This window comes from Microbacterium sp. LMI12-1-1.1 (assembly GCF_040676455.1).
GTDB lineage: Bacteria > Actinomycetota > Actinomycetes > Actinomycetales > Microbacteriaceae > Microbacterium.
This window is the reverse complement of sequence record NZ_JBEGIA010000001.1, coordinates 1012065-1028994: the sequence shown is the minus strand read 5'-3', so window position 1 is coordinate 1028994 and position 16930 is coordinate 1012065. Positions and strand designations below refer to the sequence as shown.

The following is a 16930-nucleotide window of genomic DNA, read 5'->3' as shown; positions in this document are numbered from 1 at the left end:
AGCGGCCGGCGGCGCGACGGATCAGTACCAGTCGGTGGCCTGCGAGTGACCCCACGCGGCGCAGGGAGTGCCGTACGAGCCGGCGATGTAGCCAAGGCCCCAGGCGATCTGCGTCGTGGCATTGCTCTGCCAGTCGGCGCCGGCGCTGGCCATCTTGTTGCCGGGGAGCGACTGCGGGATGCCGGTGGCACCGCTTCCGGAGTTGTAGGCCTGGTAGTTCCAGCCCGACTCCTTGTTCCACAGCGACTCGAGGCACGAGAACTCGCCGTCGCCCCAGCCGTACCGCGATGCGGCCATCTGGCGTGCGGTCGCCTTGGCGCCGTCGGGCGTGTTGGCGGCGGCGAGGGCGGCAGCTGCCGCCTCGGCCTGGCGCTGCGCCTCGGCGGCGGCTGCGGCGGCTGCGGCCGCCGCTTCCTCGGCGGCCTTCTGCGCCTTGGCGGCGTCGAGGTGCTCGCGCAGCTCGGAGATGCGCGCCGAGACCCGAGCGGTGACGCGGTTCGCGTCGGCGGTGATCCCGGGCACGAGGAGCATGGGAACGAGGTCGACCTTCGACAGGCGGTCGGCCGCGTCCTCGAGGGAGGCGGTGTCGATCGACGTGTCGGGCACGCCGATGTCGAGGCCGGATGCGGCGATCTCGGTGGTCACCGCGGCAGCCTCGGTGAGCGCGACGCGCGCGGTGAGCACCGAGCCCTGGGCGTCGACGCGGATGTCGCGGAGGGTCGCTTCGGGCGCGGTGGCCGAGGCGATGGCCGACGCGGCCAGCGGGGCGGCGTTGGCGAGGGTCGGCGAGGCCAGCGTCAGGCCCGTTGTGAGGGCGATGCCGAGGGCGGCGCCGGCGGCGACGGCGGGGACGAAGAAGCGGCCGCGGCGGCGGCGGGCAGAAGTGAGTGACGAGTCTGAGTGCATGACGAACGTACGATCCTTCGGGGGTTTCGCGCCGCGGGTATCGGCGCCGTGCGCCCTCGGGGCGGACGCACAAGTGCCCGAGTCTGCCTCATGCCGTCTGGACGAGTCCCGGTGTTTTCCTGAACGAATCGTGGGAGGCGTTTTCCCTGAAAGTCCTGATCCGGGGGACGAGAAGGTGCTCTCCACGGTCGAGAACGAAAGGGGGGAGGATGCCGGAGTCCCGGCATCCTCCCCCCTTCAGGTAAGCGATTCAGACGGTGCGATGCGCCGTGTAGTAGGCGAGCAGGGCGCGGGTCGAGGCGTCCTGCGCGGCGATCGCCGCCGCGTCTCCCTCGATGGCCGGGGCGATCTGCAGGGCGAGCTGCTTGCCGAGTTCGACACCCCACTGGTCGAACGAGTTCACTCCCCAGATCACGCCCTGGGTGAAGGTGATGTGCTCGTACAGCGCCACCAGCTGGCCGAGCACCGACGGGGTGAGCGCCGGGGCGAAGATCGACGTGGTCGGCTTGTTGCCCGCGAAGGTGCGCGCGGCGACGAGGGCGCCGGTGGTGCCCTCGGCCTCGACCTCTTCCGCCGTCTTGCCGAACGCCAGCGCCTTGGTCTGCGCGAGGAAGTTCGACAGGAACAGCCCGTGCACGTCGCGCCCGTCGTCCGACAGCGGGTAGGCGGGGTTCGCGAAGGCGATGAAGTCCGCCGGGATCAGCCGGGTGCCCTGGTGGATCAGCTGGTAGAAGGCGTGCTGGCCGTTCGTGCCCGGCTCGCCCCAGAACACCTCGCCGGTATCGGTCGTCACGGGGGAGCCGTCCCAGCGCACGGACTTGCCGTTCGATTCCATCGTCAGCTGCTGCAGGTACGCGGCGAAGCGGCTGAGCTGCTGGGCGTAGGGGAGCACCGCGTGCGACTGGGCGCCAAGGAAGTTCGTGTACCAGACGTTCAGGAGACCCATCAGCACGGGCACGTTGCGCTCGAGCGGGGTCGTGCGCACGTGCTCGTCGACCGCGTGGAACCCGGCGAGCAGCTCGCGGAACACGTCGGGTCCGAGCTCGATCATGAGCGACAGGCCGATGGCCGAGTCGACCGAGTAGCGGCCGCCGACCCAGTCCCAGAACCCGAAGGCGTTCGCCGTGTCGATGCCGAAGGCGGCGACCTTGTCGAGCGCCGTCGACACGGCCACGAAGTGGTGGGCGACGGCATCCGTCCTCGCCTCGTCCGAGCCGTCGATCGCGCCGGCCGCTTCGAGTCCGGCCCAGAGCCAGTCGCGGGCGAGCCGCGCGTTCGTCAGCGTCTCGAGGGTCGTGAACGTCTTCGACGCGACGATGAACAGCGTCGTCTCGGGGTCGAGCCCCTTCGTCTTCTGCGCGAGGTCGGTCGGGTCGATGTTCGAGACGAAGCGAGCCTCGATGCCGGCGGTCGCGTAGGGCTCGAGGGCCGCCGAGACCATGACGGGGCCGAGGTCGGATCCGCCGATCCCGATGTTCACGATATGGGTGACCTTCTTGCCGGTCGCGCCAGCCCACTCGCCGGAGCGCACGCGGTCGGCGAACGCCGTCATCGCGGTCAGCACCGACTGCACGTCGGCATCGATGTCCTGCCCGTCGACGACCAGCGGGGGCTGGGCGCCCTCCGGGCGGCGGAGCGCCGTATGCAGCACCGCGCGGTCCTCGGTGGTGTTGATGTGCTCGCCGGCGATCATCGCGGCGTAGCGCTCGGCGACCCCGGTCTCCCCGGCGAGGCGCACGAGGGCGGCGAGGATCTCGTCGGTCACGAGGTTCTTCGACAGGTCGACGTGCAGGTCGGCGAGCTCGAAGCTCAGCCGTTCGGCGCGGCGCGGGTCGATCGCGAACCAATCGCGCAGATCGGGGGCGAACGAATCGCGGAGGGAGCTGAGCTCGGCCCAGGCGGACGTGGTGGTGGCATCGACGGGAGCGGTCACGCCCCCTAAAGTACCCGCGCCGATGCGCGCGTTGGTTACGCGTTACTCACCGGCGGTCGGTGTCCGTTGTGAGCGCGCCTACCCTTGAGAAGGAGGTGCCATGCCCTATCCCTCGCCCGACCTGCGCCTGATCGCCGTCGACATGGACGGCACGCTGCTCGACGGCGACGGCCGGATCCCTGACGCCCTGTGGCCGTTGCTCGACCGTCTGCACGCCCGCGGCATCCGCTTCGCTCCGGCGAGCGGGCGCCAGCTCGCGACGCTCCAGCACGCCTTCGCCGAGCACCTCGACCACATGGTGTTCATCGCCGAGAACGGCGCCTACGTGGTCGAAGGCGACTCCGAGATCAGCTCGGACGCGATGGATGCCGCTTTCACGGCATCCCTCGTCGCCCGCCTGCGCGCGCTCGCCGCGGCGGGCCGCGACCTCGGCGTCGTCGTGTGCGGCAAGCGGTCCGCCTACATCGAGCGCGCGGATGCGCCGTTCCTCGCGGAGGTGCAGAAGTACTACGCGCGCCTGCAGGTCGTCGATGACCTGCTCGAGGTCGACGACCAGATCCTCAAGGTGGCGATCTTCGATTTCGCGGCGGCGGCGACCACGGCCCCCGCGCTCGACGACCTGCGCGCGACGCACCAGGTGGTCGTCTCGGGGCACCACTGGATCGACGTCATGAACCTCGGCGTCAACAAGGGCGTGGCCTTGCGCCGGCTGCAGGCGGCGACAGGGATCACGCACGAGCAGACGGCCGTGTTCGGCGACTACCTCAACGACCTCGAGATGATGGATGCCGCGGCACTGTCGTTCGCGATGGCCAATGCGCACCCGGATATCGCGGCCCGGGCGCGGTTCCGCGCTCCCTCGAACCTCGACCACGGTGTCATCACCACGATCGAGAAGCTCCTCGACGGCGTGCCTGACGCCGTCGCGTGACTCCACACGTCTCGTTCGTGAGCCGTCAGCGCGGGAGCGGCATTCATCCGGCGCGCGTCCGGCCGCGTCGGCCCCGCGTCGACCGCCGCGCTCGGTAGCGTGACCTGCATGGCGGTGAGTCAGACCAGGCGGGCGCGCGCGGCGCGGCGCCGTGCGCGACACGTGGCCGCCGCGGACAACGACCTCACCCTCGACGAGTGGGAGGCGCTGCTCGAGGCGTGGGCCTCGTGCGCGTACTGCGGCACCGCGGTGGGCCCGTTCCAGAAGGACTGCGTGCTGCCCATCTCGCGCGGCGGCAGGTACACGTTCGAGAACGTCGTCCCTGCGTGCCGCTCGTGCAACGCGAGCAAGAGCAACGACGAGGTCACCGGGTGGCTGCGCCGCAAGCGTCTCGACGAGCGCGCCTTCCTGCTTCGGCACATCGAGGTGCTCCGCGCCTGGCGCGGCACGGCGGAGGTGTTCGCAGAGGAGGCCGAGGAGGAGGTGGGCGCGCCGTGACGGTCGATATCCGTCCGTACGAGTCCCGCGACTGGGACGACATCTGCCGCATCCACGATGCCGCCCGCCTCGACGAGCTGAGGGGTGCCGGCCTCCTCGACGCGTACCTCAGCCTCGCCGACACGTACGAGAACGAGGGCCTGTTCGACGATCAGGTGTGGGTCGCCGAGTACGAGGGGCGCGTCGCCGGCTTCATCGCGGGCAGTGTCGACCAGGAGGGCGGCGAGATCACCTGGATCTACGTCGACCCCGCCCGCTATCGCCGGGGCATCGGCCGTGCGCTCGTCGAGCACTTCATCGCGCGTGCGGGCGGGCCCGTCGAGCTCGAGGTGCTCGACGGCAACGCGGCCCGCGCGTTCTACGAGTCGCTCGGCTTCGTGCGCACGGCGACCACGAGCGGCAAGCTCGCCGGCAACGAGGCCTTCACCGCCACCGGCCACACGCTGGTGTGGACCCCGCCGCAGCCGTGATCGCCTGCACGAATGGGAAGCGGCCCGCGCGATTCGGGTTCGCGCGGGCCGCTGGTTCGGGGAACGGATGCTACTGAGCCGCGTAGCCGCCGTCGACGAGGTGGTAGCTGCCGCTGACGAAGGTGGCGGCATCCGATGCGAGGAACGCGACGAGGTTCGCGACCTCCTGCGAGTCGCCTAGGCGGCCGAGGGCGTGCTTGGCGGCCAGCGCCGCCTGCGCGTCGGCGTCGAGGTTGGCGTCGACCAGCGGGGTCCGGATGAAGCCGGGGCCGACCGCGTTGACGCGGACGCCCTGCGCGCCGTACTCCAGCGCGGCGTTCTTGGTGAGGCCGACGACGCCGTGCTTCGCCGTGACATACGCCGACGACATGGGGATGCCGACCGAGCCCAGCACCGACGAGATGTTGACGATGGAGCCGCCGCCGTTGCGGGCGATCGCGGGCGCCTGCGCGCGCGTGCCGTAGAACACCGCGTTCAGATTGATCTCGATGACCTTCTGCCACGAGTCGATCGGGTACTCGCCGATCGGCGCGGCGGCGCCCCCGATGCCGGCGTTGTTGACCGCGATGCGCAGGGGCGCGAGCGCCTCCGCGGCGTCGACGGCCGCCTGTCCGACCGCCGGGTCGGAGACGTCGCCGACGAACGCGACAGCGGTACCGCCTGCGCCCGTGATCTCGGCGACGACCGCATCCGCGGGATCCTGCCGCACGTCCGCGACGACCACCGCCGCACCGTTCGCGGCGAGAGTGAGGGCGACCGCCCGGCCGATGCCGGATCCGGCGCCCGTGACGATGGCGGAACGCCCCGCGACATCGTACGTAGCCATGATGTACCTCCGTAGACGGCGTCAGCGCGTGGCGCCTGGTTGTTTCTCCGACATATGTCGGTTACCTATGAGTTAACCTACACCTGTCGAAAAGATTCCCGGAGGTGGAATGGATCCCCGCAAGCAGCGCAGTCGCGACCGTCTGCACGCCGCCGCTCTCGCGCTCGCCACCGAGCGACCGATCTCGAGCCTCACCGTCACGCAGCTCGCCGACGCGGCGGATGTGCACCGGTCGACGTTCTACGAGCATGCCGAGTCTCCCGCGGGTCTCGTCGAGGCCGCGCTGACCGCCGAGCTCGACGTCCTGCGCGACGAGCTGATGAAGGACCGATCGGATGCCGCCGCCGCCGTCGCCACGGTGACCGAGGGTGTCCTCCGCCACATCCTGCGCCACATCGACATCTACCGCCGCGAGCTGGCGGACGGGGGAGGGACGCTGCACGCGATGCTGAGTCGGCACTTCCGCGGCACGACCGAGATCCTGCTGGAACGCGGGCGCATACGGCTCCCGCTGACCGCCGACGGCGTCGCGGACTCGGCCGTCGCGGACGCCGCCGCACGCTTCCTCGCCGACGGCACGGTGGGCGTCATCGACGGATGGCTGCGGCATCCCCGTCCCCGTGTCGAGGACTTCCTGCGCGTCTATCTCGCACTGCTGCCGGAATGGTGGCCGCACCGCCCCGCGGTCTGACGGCCGGCCGGCGCTCACGCCCGGTCGGACCGCCCGAGCAGCGCGATGCCGTCGAGCACCGCACGGTGCGTCGCGGGTGAGGCCAGCACCCGGAAGTGCCCGGCCGCAGGCACCGTGATGTTGGTGGCGCCGTCCAGGGCGCTGCCCTCGGGGATGTGCGGGTCGAACGGGCCGAAGATCGAGACGATGCGCCCGTTGATCGAGGTCTCGCGCCCGAGCTTGACGATCGTCTCGTCGTCGGGGAGGAACGCCCGGATGCTCGGATCGACGAAGATGCGTGCCCGCCGGGCGCCGGCGAAGGGGGTCGCGACGGCCACCAGTCCGAGGAGGCCGAGCGGACGTGTGCCGGTGCGCGGCGTCGCCGCGGCGGCGGCATCCGACGGGTCCTCGCCCGAAGTGGCGGCCTTCGCCGCCTCGACCGCGGCGCCGGAGGTCACCAGTACGTGCTTGCCGATGAGCCCGCCCTTGCTGTGTGCCACGAGCACCACACCGGCCCGAGGCGCCGCAGCGTCGGCGAGCACGCGCTCGAGGCGGTCGGCGGTGTCGGGGATGCTGCGGCGGTTCACGCCGAGTCCGTGGACCACCCGCACCCGGTGCCCCGCGGCTGCCAGGGCATCTCCGAGGGGGCGGAGGAAGGTCCAGTGCTCGTACACCCCGGGGACGAGGTACACCTCGGGAAGCGCGGGGTCGCCCTGGCGCCAGGATGCCGGAATGGGACGCGGCCGGCCGATCGACCAGGGGAGCGAGAGCACGGCGAACTGGCGTCGCGCCGCATAGAGGTAGTCGGCCGCCCACCACAGGGCATGCCGTACCGGCGAGGAGCGCGGGGCTGCGCCGGACGCGGCACGGTCGACCATGGTGCGCAGTCTACGAGGGGGGCGGCAGGGCCGTGCCGCGCACGCCCGTGATCGCCGCTTCCACGACGGATGCCGCGAGCGCGTCGACGACGGGTGCCGGCTGCCAGCGCACGGGGCCGTGTACCGCGATCTCGGCGAAGCCGTGGACCGCCGACCAGCACGCCCACTCGGCGTAGGGTCGTCGATCGGCGGCGAGGGCCCCGGCATCCACCATCGCGTCGAGCGTGTCCATGAGCAGGCTGAACGGGGCGACGATCTCGTCGTCGAGAGTGACGATGGCGTCGCTGGCGTGGGTGTCCTGCGTGAAGAAGGCGGTCTCGAACCAGCCGGGTTCCGCGCGGGCGAAGTCGATGTACGCCAGCCCGACGCGGCGCAGGCGCTCGATGGTGGCCGCTGCGGGCGCGAGGCCGCCGGGGGTCGCGGCCACGCGAGCGGTGATCGCGGCGGCGAGTGCGAGCTGCGCCTCGCCGGCGACGGCCCGCACGAGAGCATCGCGGTCGGCGAAGTGCCGGTACGCCGCGTTGGGCGAGACGCCGGCGGCGCGGGTCGCCTCTCGGAGCGTGACCGCGCCGGGACCGCCGGTGCGCGCGAGCTGCAGTCCTTGCCCGATGAGGGCCTGTCGGAGGTCACCGTGATGATAGGTGCGCACGGGTGAAGTCATTGCGTCCTCCCGCCCGGGTGTGTACGGTGTGAACATTGCATGTGAACAGTGTCCACATCGAGCTTAGACCCTCGCTCTTCCCTCCCCGATCGAGAACACGCCTAAGGAATCGACATGAGTCAGACGAGCCCCGCAGGGCCCGCCGCATCCGACGAAGAGCTTCACGCGCAGCCCGGTCCACGGACGCTGCGCGCGTTCTACCAGGTGCTCGTCAACACGGCGCTCGCGAATGTGACCAGCAGTTTCCTGTGGTTCGCCCTGACTTTCTGGGTGTACCTCGAAACGCAGTCGGTGCTCGCCACGGCCATCATCGGCGGCTCCTACATGCTGCTCGTCGCGGTGTTCGGCGTGGTGTTCGGCGTGATCGTCGACCGCATGAAGAAGAAGGCCGTCATGCTGCTGTCGAGCATCGTGACCACGGTCGCCTATCTGCTCGCGGGCGTGATCTTCCTGACCACCCCCGAGAGCGCGCTGCTCGACTGGACCGGACCCTGGTTCTGGGCGTTCGCCGGCGTCATCCTCGTGGGCGGGGTCGTCGAGAACCTCCGCAACATCGCGCTGTCGACGACGGTCACCCTGCTCGTTCCCGCGGAGCGCCGCGATCGCGCGAATGGCCTGGTGGGCGCGGTGCAGGGCATCGCGTTCATGGTGACGAGCGTCTTCTCCGGGCTGTCGATCGGTCTCCTCGGCATGGGGTGGACGGTCGCCATCGCCATCGCCGCCACCGGCGTCGCGCTGGTGCACCTGCTGTTCGTGCCGATCCCCGAGCGGGGCGTCGTCCACGTGGAGGGCGTGGCGCCTGCGGGCTTCAGCTTCCGCGGTGTGATCCCCGCGGTGATGGCGGTGCCGGGGCTGCTCGCGCTCATCCTGTTCGCGACGTTCAACAACCTCGTCGGCGGCGTCTTCATGGCCCTCATGGACCCGTACGGGCTGACACTGTTCTCGGTCGAGGCGTGGGGCATCGTCCTCGGTGTGACCAGCTTCGGCTTCATCATCGGCGGGGCGCTCGTGGCCAAGTTCGGACTCGGCAAGAACCCGGTGCGCACCTTGCTGCTGGTCAACATCGGGATCGCGCTGCTCGGCATGACCTTCGCCATCCGGGAGTGGTGGTGGCTGTACGCCCTCGGCATCCTGATCTTCATGGCCCTCATGCCGATCGCCGAGGCCTCCGAGCAGACGATCGTGCAGCGCGTCGTGCCGTATGAGAAGCAGGGACGGGTCTTCGGTTTCGCCGCGAGCGTGGAGTCCGCCGCCGCGCCGGTCTCGGCATTCCTCATCGGTCCGATCGCGCAGTTCTGGCTCATCCCGTACATGGAGTCGCCGCAGGGACAGGACACCTTCGGCTGGCTGCTCGGCGACGGCGAGGCTCGGGGCATGGCGCTGGCGTTCGTCGGGGCGAGCCTCGTGCTGCTCCTGGTCGTGCTGCTCGCGTTCGTCTCGAAGCCCTACCGCGAGCTGTCGGATGCGTACGCCGCAGCGCCCCCGTCACTGCACACGGATGATGACGAGGGCACGGATGCCGTAGCCGCGGGCGTCCGCCCAGCGGCAGACGATCTGCGCTCAGGGCTGCGCTGACGCCCGGACGGGTCGGGCGCGGCCGCTGTGATCGGCCAGGCCGGGGGCGATCTGCGCTCCGGCCTGCGCTGACCCCCGCCCGCCTGGCGCGGTGTCCCTGCGGCCTGCGGCGTTCGGCGTTGGGGTGGTACGAGTTGTGGCTACGTGCGGGGTGAAGCGACACCTCGTGACCCCGGAACTGCGGCGTTCGGCGTTGGGGTGGCACGAGTTGTGGCTACGTGCGGGGTGAAGCGACACTTCGTGACCCCTGGACTCGAGGTCAGAATCGCGTGAATCCTGCGGCCGCGGCTTCGTCGGGGCGGCCCGGATACACGTCGAGCGCGAAGCCGGCCGTGTCGACGGCGATCGTGAGCAGGGTCGCCCACCGGTCGATACGCGGCAAGGCAGGGTCGGGCGTCATGCAGATGTCCGCGTCGGCCCCCTGCCCGCCGCAGGCGGCGAGGGCGCGCGCGGTGGGGCTCAGCCCGGCGAGCCCACTGCGCACCGCGTCCAGGTGCGCGAAGCGCTCCCTCGTCGTGGAGTCGGCCGGCATCGTGTCGCCGGCGAACAGCCCGGCGTCGAGGAAGTGGTTGGTGTGCAGCAGCCACCCGTCGGCGGCGGGCTCGACGACGCCGAGGCCCGAGGGCGACAGCTCCAGCGAGGCGGCGGCGGAACCCGAAGCATCTGACTCGAACACCGTCAGCACCGTCGACGCGCTCACCGTCGCGCTCGCCGCGATGCGACGCGCATCGGCGATCGTGCGCGCTTCGTCGAGGATGCGTCGCGCGATCGCGTGCACGGGCACCCCGCCCGCGTCGGAGTCGGATGCGTGCGACAGGATGTTGAAGTGGAGGCCGAGGCCCGCGCTGTTGACGCCGATCTTGGCGGGCGTGCCGAATTCGGTGAACAGCTTCACGTCGAGTCCCGCGCCCGAGGTGAACGCGAACAGCAGACCTTCCGGCACGAGGAAGTCGTGCCAGTCCCACGTCTGGATCGTCTGAGCAGCCTGGCCGGCGCCGACGTGGACCGCCGTCGAGCATTCGCCTTCCGCGCGCGGCGGCGCGGCGGCGAGGATCTCCGTGCGTGCCCCGACGGCGGCGACGTGCCACCGCTCGACCCACGCTGCATCGGCGATCGCGTCTGCCTCCGCGGCGAGTCCCGGCGCCCAGGACGCGAGCGCGGCGCTGCTGCGCTCGGCGATCCCGCGGACCTCGTCGGCCGAGACGCCGAGCTCGTCGAAATGAGCCAGGTACAACGCCGCGGTGCGACGGAACTGCGGCGCGAACGCTGCGCCCAGCTCGCGACCGCGAGCCACCGGATCCTGGTGCGCGGATGTGGCGGTGCGAAGCTGCATGGGTCTTCCTTCGGGTCATCGTGGACGGCTGGCAAGCACGCTAGAGACGTAAAACGTTTTATGCAATCCTGGTCGTCTCGAAGCCGAGGGAAGGGGTGCGATGGTGTCACGTGCGGGGGTCACGATCCGCGACGTCGCGCGGCGCGCAGGCGTGTCGATCACGGCGGTCTCGCACGCCCTCAACGACAAGGGCACGATCAGCGAGAGCACGCGGGAGCGCGTGCGACAGGCGGCGGCCGAGCTGGACTATCAGGCGGATGCCTTCGCCCGCGGCATGCGCCAGGGGCGGATCGGAGTGATCGGACTCGTGATGCGTTCGCTCGATGCGCTCGGCGACTACACGCCCGACGGCGTCGACGTGTTCGTGCGCTTCGCGGGGATCCTCTCGGCGAAGGCGCTCGGCCGCGGGTGGAGCCTCACCCTCCTGCCGGACCTCACGCGCCGTCCTGTGCCCTCGATGGCGTTCGCGATGGACGGCTACGTGGTCATGAGCCCGCTCGAGGGTGACCCGGTGACCGAGTTGCTCGACGCGCGGGGGATCGCCTACGTGACCTATGGACGGGAGCCGACACGGATGGGCTTCGACAGCTGGGCGGCGGAGGACGATCGGGATGCCGCGCAACAGCTCCTGCGCCACCTCGAGGCGGCGGGGGCCGAGGAGGTCGCGCTCGTCCGCGGCACCGATCGCAACGCGTGGAACCTCGACTACACGGAGGTGTATCTGCGGTGGTGCGCGGAGCGCGCACGGGCGCCGCGGCTGTACGAGCAGCCGGAGGGCTCCGGCGTCGTCGGGGGAGAGCAGGTGGCCGATCGCATCCTCGTCGACGGACTGCCCGATGCGGTGCTGTGCCTCACCGGCCGGCACGCCGCGGGTGTGCAGCGGCACCTGCAGGACCGCGGCTTCGTGGTGCCGCGGGACGTCATGGTGGCGACCGGGTCCGACTCCGAGCACTCCCGGGCGAGCCGCCCGGCGATCACCGCGATCCAGATGAGCCCCGCCGACACCGCCGACGCGCTCCTGGACCTGCTTCAGGCGAAGCTCGACCGCGGGGGTTCGCCGGGCCCACGTCTGACGCGGTCGCGGCTGCGCCCTCGCGCCTCGACCCGATCCTGAGAGCCGGACGGCCGCGACGTCGCAGCCGGGCGGATCCCCGGGCACCAGCTGTGCGGCGGGATCCGTCGCGGTCGGAGCGGCTCAGCGCGGATCGGTCGCGATCACCGGGACGCGGAACCGCCGGCGATAGGCGCCGGGCGGCAGGCCGGTGACCCGCTTGAACAGGCGGCGGAAGAACGCGGGGTCCTCGTACCCCACATGCCAGCCGACCGCCTCGACCGAGTCCTCGGTCTGCTCCAGGCGCCGCTTCGCCTCCTCCACGCGGAGCCGCTGGACGTAGGCGAGCGGACTGACGCCCGTGGCCTCCGTGAAGCGCCGCTTGAACGTGCGCTCCGCGAGCCCCGACCGCACCACCAGCTGCTCGACCGGGGTGGCGATCGAGAAGTGGGTGCGTAGCCAGTCCTGGGCGTCGGCGACGACGGCATCGCCGTGGTCGGTCCGTCCTTCGAACACCATGTACGGCGCGAGACCGTCCTGGTGCCACTGCAGCGCGAACATGCGCGCGGTCTCCTGCGCGACACCGGCACCGGCGAAGCGGCCGGTGAGGTAGAGCACGAGGTCGTGCCACGTCGTGGATGCGCCGGACGTCACGAGCTCGTCGCGCGCGCCGGTCACCATGAGCGCCCCCTCCGGATGCACACGCATGTCGGGGTGCACCGCCCGCAATTGCGAGGCGTAGTCGTAGTGCACCGTGACGTCGTGGTCGTCGAAGCGGCCGGTCTCGGCGAGCAGGAAGATCCCCGAGCAGGCCGAGCAGAGCATCGCGCCCTGCTCGTGCATGCGCGACGCCCACTCGACGAGCTCGGGGTAGCGGCCGGTCTCCCAGCCGTCCGGTCCGAGCACGATCGAGGGGACGATCACGATGTCCGTCGCGGCGATGTCGCCGACGGCCGCCGAGACCGGGACCGGCACGCCGCTCACGCCCATCAGCGGCCCCGCCTCCGCGCCGACGATCCGGGCACGGAAGGGAGCGGGCGCCGACGGGTCTCCGATCCTCATGACGGCGAACGCGTTGAGCACGTCGAGTACGCCGAACATCGTCGCGACCCCCGTGTCGGGCAGTGCGACGACGCTCACATCGAGCGTGCGTGCGGTCATCTCGGCTCCCTGGAACCACATCGTGGCACGAATGGACCGAACGAGGGTCGGGATGCCTCTGAACACAGCGGCGCGGCATCCCGAGCATGGAAGCAGAAGGTCGATCGAACAGAAAGGACCGACACAATGACGACGAACACCGTCGACGAAACCGCGCTGAACGCGTTCGTGCTCCGTGCCGTGGACCACCTCGGCGCCGGCTACCTCGGGGTGATGGTGAGCCTGGGCGCACGCCTGGGGCTCTACCGGACACTCGCCGAGGCGGGCCCGCTCACCTCGCAGCAACTGGCCAATCAGACAGGCTGCGCCGAGCGCTACGTGCGCGACTGGGCGTCCTCGCAGGCCGCCGCCGGCTACGTCGGCTACGACGCGGAAGCAGGCACGTTCTCGCTCACGCCCGAGCAGGCGCTCGTGCTGGCCGACGAGGACAGCCCCGTCTATCTGCCGCCCGCGTGGAACACGCCCGCGGCGATGTGGAGCGACGAGGCCCGGGCGCTGCACGCGTTCCGCACCGGCGAGGGCATCGCGTGGGGCGACCACGACCCCCGGCTCGCGCATGGCACGGCCGCGTTCTATCGCAACGGGTATCGCGCGAGCCTGGTGTCGCAGTGGCTGCCCGCGCTCGACGGCGTCGTGGCGGCCCTCGAGCGCGGCATCGCCGTCGCCGACGTCGGAGTGGGCCACGGTCACACCACCGTGCTCATGGCGGAGGCCTTTCCGTACTCGCGGTTCCACGGGTTCGACACGCACGGTCCGTCGATCTCGGAGGCGCGCCGCAACGCGCGAGAGGCGGGCGTGGAGGAGCGCACCGAGTTCGAGCAGGTGAGTGCGAAGGACTACGACACCCGCGGGTTCGGGCTGATCTGCTTCTTCGATGCGCTGCACGACATGGGCGACCCGGTCGGGGTGCTGCGTCACGCGGCGGACGCCCTGACGGCCGACGGCACGCTGCTGCTGGTCGAGCCGAACGCCGCCGATCGGCTGGAGGACAACTTCCACGTCGTCGGGCAGACGTACTACGCGGCCTCGAGCATGATCTGCACCGCCCATTCGATCGCGGACGGCGGGGAACTCGTGCTCGGAGCGCAGGCCGGTCCAGCCCGCCTGACGGCGGTTCTGAACGAGGCGGGATTCTCGCGCGTGCGCGTGGTCGCCGAGACGCCGTTCAACCTCATCATCGAGGCGAGACGCTGACACCGGCCTCGCACCGGACTCTCTCAGACGCAGGCGGCGGCTCCCCGATGGGAGCCGCCGCCATCGTCGTCAGTCGAGCTCGGGCGTGCGCGGGGGAGCGGTCCGCCGGGGGCGGAGCGCCTCGAACGCGGCGGCCCAGGCGAGCAGCTCGGGGTCGCTGTACGCGCGCCCGGCGATCGTCAGCCCGACCGGCATGCCGATGTCGTCCATCGTGCCCATCGGAACGGTGACAGTCGGGACGCCGAGGTGGCGGATCGCGAGGTTGCCGTTGGCGACCCAGACGCCGTTGCGCCAGCCGAGATCGGCGGACGCCTCGTTCACGTCCATGTCGGCGGGGCCGACGTCGGCGACCGCGGGGAAGACCACGGCGTCGAGGCCGAGGTCCGACATCCACTCCTCCAGGTCCCGGCGGCGGGTCTCCTCGAGGCCGCGCACGCCGTACTCGATCTCGGGAATGTCGGTGAACGACGCGTACGGGTGCTCGCGCACCTGTGCGGGGTAGGTCGCGATGTCGTCGTCGAACCCGGTGTAGCGGTCGGGAAGTGCGCCGGGCGGATGTGGGAAGATCGCAGCCGGGTCGACGTCGTCGAGCCGGTCGAGTGCCGGGTCTCCGTTCGCCCGCAGGAAGTCGTCCCACGCCCAGGCCGAGAGATCGACGATCTCGCGGTGCAGGAACTCCGGGCTCACGAGTCCGCGCGTCATGACGGTCGGCGCCCCCGGGCGGTCGCCCTCGTAGTTCGTCACGACGGGGAAGTCGACCTCCACGATCTCGGCGCCGGCGGACTCCAGATCGCGGCGGGCCGTCTCCCAGAGCGCGATCACCGACGCGCGGGTCTCGACGCGCGTGCCCGTCGGTCCGCCGATGCCGCCGTCGGGGTTCGTGCCGGCCTCGGCGTCGGCGTTGATGTACATCCGCGGCACGCCGAAGCGGCGGCCGGCGAGCGTCGCGCGGGCCGTGTCGGGGTCGGCCGAGCCGAGCGCCGGGTACGAACCCGGGCGTGTGGCGGCGGTATCCGGAAGCGGGATCCACGGCTGAGTGCGCCAGAAGTCACCGCGGGTCTCGGGGTCGCGGGCGACGAGCACGTCGAGGATCTCGAGCATGTCGGCCATCGTGCGCGTGTGCGGCACGACCACGTCCATGGTGGGCACGAGCGGCCAGTTGCCGCGCACCGAGATCACACCGCGCGAGGGCGTGTACGCGCACAGCGCGTTGTTCGACGCCGGCGCCCGGCCACTCGACCAGGTCTCCTCGCCGAGCCCGAAGGCGGCGAACGACGCGGCGGTCGCGGTGCCCGAGCCGTTGGACGATCCCGATCCGAACGCCGAGGTCAGGTAGTCCGCGTTGTACGGGCTCTCGGCGCGGCCGTACACGCCGCGCTGCATGCCGCCGTTGGCCATCGGGGGCATGTTGGTGAGGCCGATCAGCACGCAGCCGGCCGCGCGCAGCCGCTCGATCGAGAACGCGTCGCGCTGTGCGACGAGGTCGGCGAACGCGGGAGAGCCCGCCGCCACCGTGAGTCCCTTCGCCAGGAACGAGTCCTTCGCCGTGTACGGGATGCCGTCGAGCTGCCCGAGCGCACGGCCCTCGGCGCGCCGGACATCGGATGCCGCAGCCTCGGCCCGCGCATCGGGATTGCGCACGACCACGGCGTTGAGCGCGGTGCCGGTGCCGGGCGCGTCGAACGCCTCGATGCGGGCGAGGTACGCGTCGAGGAGCTCGACGGCGGTGACGGCGCCGGACTGCAGCGCCGAGCGGAGCTGGGCGATCGTCGCCTCGACGACCGGGAAGTGGCGGGTCACCGGGTCACCGCCGGCTGCTGCTGCGTGATGCAGTGGATGCCGCCGCCGCCGGCGAAGATCTGGCAGGCGTCGACGGTCACCGCGCGGCGCCCGGGGTAGGCGGCCTCGAGGATCTCCCGCGCCTGCGCGTCCGCGCGCTCCTCGCCGAAGCCGCAGACGATCACGCCGCCGTTGACGACGAGGTGGTTGACGTAGCTGTAGTCGACGAAGCCCTCGCCATCGCGCAGCGTCTCGGGTGCGGGCAGATCGATGATGTCGAAGCTGCGGCCCGCGGCATCCGTCTGCTCCGACAGGAACGCGCGCAGCGCGCGCGAGACCTCGAAGTCGGGGTGGTCGGGGTTCTGCTGTGCGTGCAGCAGCAGGCGGCCGGGAGTCGGGATCGTCGCGACGATGTCGACGTGACCGTTGGTGCCGAAGTCGTCGTAGTCGCGGGTGAGGCCACGGGGGAGCCACACCGCCTTCGTCGCGCCGATCGTGCGGTGAAGCTCCGCCTCGACGCGCGCCTTGTCGGCGAAGCGGTTGCGGCGCGGGTCGAGCTGCACGGTCTCGGTGACGAGGACGGTGCCCTCACCGTCGACGTGGATGCCGCCGCCCTCGTTCACGAGCAGCGAGCTGACCACCTCGGCTCCCACCAACCCTGCGGTGAAGCGGGCGTGCTCGGCGGCCTCGGCCCACGACGCCCACTCGGGAGCGCCCCAGCCGTTGAAGACCCAGTCGACGGCGCCGAGGATGCCGGGGCGATCGTCGTCGACGACGAATGTGGGGCCGTGGTCGCGGAACCAGAACTCGTCGACGGGCGTCTCGACGATCTCGATGCCCGAGTCGAGCATGCGCCGCGCGCGATCGGACTTCGACGGATCGACGAGGATCGTCACCGGCTCGAAGTCTGCGACGGCGTTGGCGACGGCGCTCCACGCCGCGTAGAAGCGCTCCTGCTCGGCCGGGTCGTCGCCGAGCGTCGGCCCCTCGTTGGGGAACGCCATCCACGTGCGCTCGTGCGGATCGCCTTCGTGCGGCATCCTCCAGGCCATCGTCGCCCTCAT

Annotated in this window: 16 protein-coding genes; 7 read left to right on the top strand and 9 right to left on the bottom strand. The window is 71.2% G+C overall.

Annotated features, from left to right (window positions below; genetic code table 11):
- Positions 1-21 precede the first annotated feature (21 nt).
- Both MRBLMI12_RS05015 and pgi read right to left on the bottom strand, forming a co-directional pair.
- On the bottom strand, positions 22-906 hold the full coding sequence (locus MRBLMI12_RS05015) for a phospholipase (RefSeq protein ID WP_363354405.1): 885 nt from the start codon (positions 904-906) through the stop codon (positions 22-24).
- Between the two features lie 250 nt (positions 907-1156).
- Entirely contained in the window at positions 1157-2839 is a 1683-nt protein-coding gene (gene pgi, locus MRBLMI12_RS05010; RefSeq protein ID WP_363354403.1) for a glucose-6-phosphate isomerase, read from the bottom strand.
- A gap of 100 nt (positions 2840-2939) precedes the next feature.
- Between pgi and MRBLMI12_RS05005 the strand changes: the two genes are divergently transcribed.
- From MRBLMI12_RS05005 to MRBLMI12_RS04995, 3 genes are all read left to right on the top strand, one after another.
- Positions 2940-3770, top strand: a complete 831-nt coding sequence (locus tag MRBLMI12_RS05005) for a Cof-type HAD-IIB family hydrolase (RefSeq protein WP_363354401.1) — start codon at positions 2940-2942, stop codon at positions 3768-3770.
- A 108-nt stretch (positions 3771-3878) separates the two neighbouring features.
- A complete protein-coding gene (locus tag MRBLMI12_RS05000) occupies positions 3879-4268 on the top strand; it encodes an HNH endonuclease (protein WP_363354399.1) in 390 nt (129 codons plus the stop codon).
- Entirely contained in the window at positions 4265-4738 is a 474-nt protein-coding gene (locus MRBLMI12_RS04995; RefSeq protein ID WP_363354397.1) for a GNAT family N-acetyltransferase, read from the top strand. Before MRBLMI12_RS05000 ends, MRBLMI12_RS04995 begins: the two co-directional genes overlap by 4 nt.
- Before the next feature lie 70 nt (positions 4739-4808).
- Here MRBLMI12_RS04995 and MRBLMI12_RS04990 read toward each other — a convergent pair whose 3' ends face one another.
- Complete coding sequence (locus tag MRBLMI12_RS04990) at positions 4809-5564, bottom strand: SDR family NAD(P)-dependent oxidoreductase (RefSeq protein ID WP_363354395.1); 756 nt, start codon at positions 5562-5564, stop codon at positions 4809-4811.
- Positions 5565-5673: 109 nt separating this feature from the next.
- On the opposite strand from MRBLMI12_RS04990, the gene MRBLMI12_RS04985 reads away from it, so the two are divergent.
- On the top strand, positions 5674-6255 hold the full coding sequence (locus tag MRBLMI12_RS04985; protein WP_363354393.1) for a TetR/AcrR family transcriptional regulator: 582 nt from the start codon (positions 5674-5676) through the stop codon (positions 6253-6255).
- A gap of 14 nt (positions 6256-6269) precedes the next feature.
- Here the strand turns inward: MRBLMI12_RS04985 and MRBLMI12_RS04980 are convergent, their stop codons facing one another.
- Together MRBLMI12_RS04980 and MRBLMI12_RS04975 are read right to left on the bottom strand one after the other, a co-directional pair.
- Positions 6270-7112 carry an esterase/lipase family protein gene (locus MRBLMI12_RS04980; protein WP_363354391.1) on the bottom strand — a complete coding sequence of 281 codons (843 nt, stop codon included), beginning with the start codon at positions 7110-7112 and terminating at the stop codon, positions 6270-6272.
- A gap of 10 nt (positions 7113-7122) precedes the next feature.
- On the bottom strand, positions 7123-7773 hold the full coding sequence (locus MRBLMI12_RS04975) for a TetR/AcrR family transcriptional regulator (protein ID WP_363354389.1): 651 nt from the start codon (positions 7771-7773) through the stop codon (positions 7123-7125).
- A 114-nt stretch (positions 7774-7887) separates the two neighbouring features.
- Between MRBLMI12_RS04975 and MRBLMI12_RS04970 the strand changes: the two genes are divergently transcribed.
- Positions 7888-9348: an MFS transporter gene (locus MRBLMI12_RS04970; RefSeq protein WP_363354387.1), complete on the top strand. Its 1461-nt coding sequence runs from the start codon at positions 7888-7890 to the stop codon at positions 9346-9348.
- A gap of 259 nt (positions 9349-9607) precedes the next feature.
- On the opposite strand, the gene MRBLMI12_RS04965 is transcribed toward MRBLMI12_RS04970, so the two are convergent.
- Positions 9608-10681, bottom strand: a complete 1074-nt coding sequence (locus MRBLMI12_RS04965; protein WP_363354385.1) for a C45 family peptidase — start codon at positions 10679-10681, stop codon at positions 9608-9610.
- 100 nt (positions 10682-10781) lie between these two features.
- On the opposite strand from MRBLMI12_RS04965, the gene MRBLMI12_RS04960 reads away from it, so the two are divergent.
- Entirely contained in the window at positions 10782-11795 is a 1014-nt protein-coding gene (locus tag MRBLMI12_RS04960; RefSeq protein ID WP_363354383.1) for a LacI family DNA-binding transcriptional regulator, read from the top strand.
- An 81-nt stretch (positions 11796-11876) separates the two neighbouring features.
- Here MRBLMI12_RS04960 and MRBLMI12_RS04955 read toward each other — a convergent pair whose 3' ends face one another.
- Entirely contained in the window at positions 11877-12893 is a 1017-nt protein-coding gene (locus tag MRBLMI12_RS04955) for a GlxA family transcriptional regulator (protein ID WP_363354381.1), read from the bottom strand.
- Positions 12894-13019: 126 nt separating this feature from the next.
- Here MRBLMI12_RS04955 and MRBLMI12_RS04950 point away from each other — a divergent pair, with 126 nt between their 5' ends.
- Entirely contained in the window at positions 13020-14087 is a 1068-nt protein-coding gene (locus tag MRBLMI12_RS04950; RefSeq protein WP_363354379.1) for a class I SAM-dependent methyltransferase, read from the top strand.
- Positions 14088-14156: 69 nt separating this feature from the next.
- Here MRBLMI12_RS04950 and MRBLMI12_RS04945 read toward each other — a convergent pair whose 3' ends face one another.
- On the bottom strand, positions 14157-15887 hold the full coding sequence (locus MRBLMI12_RS04945) for an amidase (RefSeq protein ID WP_363354377.1): 1731 nt from the start codon (positions 15885-15887) through the stop codon (positions 14157-14159).
- Positions 15884-16918 carry an agmatine deiminase family protein gene (locus MRBLMI12_RS04940; protein WP_363354375.1) on the bottom strand — a complete coding sequence of 345 codons (1035 nt, stop codon included), beginning with the start codon at positions 16916-16918 and terminating at the stop codon, positions 15884-15886. Before MRBLMI12_RS04940 ends, MRBLMI12_RS04945 begins: the two co-directional genes overlap by 4 nt.
- Positions 16919-16930 lie beyond the last annotated feature (12 nt).

Bases quoted from the DNA above. Each gene is read 5' to 3' on its own strand.
- MRBLMI12_RS04980 (WP_363354391.1), bottom strand. From the start codon at position 7,112: ATGGTCGACCGTGCCGCGTCCGGCGCAGCCCCGCGCTCCTCGCCGGTA.
- MRBLMI12_RS04965 (WP_363354385.1), bottom strand. From the start codon at position 10,681: ATGCAGCTTCGCACCGCCACATCCGCGCACCAGGATCCGGTGGCTCGC.
- MRBLMI12_RS04970 (WP_363354387.1), top strand. From the start codon at position 7,888: ATGAGTCAGACGAGCCCCGCAGGGCCCGCCGCATCCGACGAAGAGCTT.
- MRBLMI12_RS04950 (WP_363354379.1), top strand. From the start codon at position 13,020: ATGACGACGAACACCGTCGACGAAACCGCGCTGAACGCGTTCGTGCTC.
- MRBLMI12_RS04975 (WP_363354389.1), bottom strand. From the start codon at position 7,773: ATGACTTCACCCGTGCGCACCTATCATCACGGTGACCTCCGACAGGCC.
- MRBLMI12_RS05000 (WP_363354399.1), top strand. From the start codon at position 3,879: ATGGCGGTGAGTCAGACCAGGCGGGCGCGCGCGGCGCGGCGCCGTGCG.
- MRBLMI12_RS05005 (WP_363354401.1), top strand. From the start codon at position 2,940: ATGCCCTATCCCTCGCCCGACCTGCGCCTGATCGCCGTCGACATGGAC.
- MRBLMI12_RS04955 (WP_363354381.1), bottom strand. From the start codon at position 12,893: ATGACCGCACGCACGCTCGATGTGAGCGTCGTCGCACTGCCCGACACG.
- MRBLMI12_RS04985 (WP_363354393.1), top strand. From the start codon at position 5,674: ATGGATCCCCGCAAGCAGCGCAGTCGCGACCGTCTGCACGCCGCCGCT.
- MRBLMI12_RS05015 (WP_363354405.1), bottom strand. From the start codon at position 906: ATGCACTCAGACTCGTCACTCACTTCTGCCCGCCGCCGCCGCGGCCGC.
- MRBLMI12_RS04940 (WP_363354375.1), bottom strand. From the start codon at position 16,918: ATGGCCTGGAGGATGCCGCACGAAGGCGATCCGCACGAGCGCACGTGG.
- MRBLMI12_RS04960 (WP_363354383.1), top strand. From the start codon at position 10,782: ATGGTGTCACGTGCGGGGGTCACGATCCGCGACGTCGCGCGGCGCGCA.
- MRBLMI12_RS04990 (WP_363354395.1), bottom strand. From the start codon at position 5,564: ATGGCTACGTACGATGTCGCGGGGCGTTCCGCCATCGTCACGGGCGCC.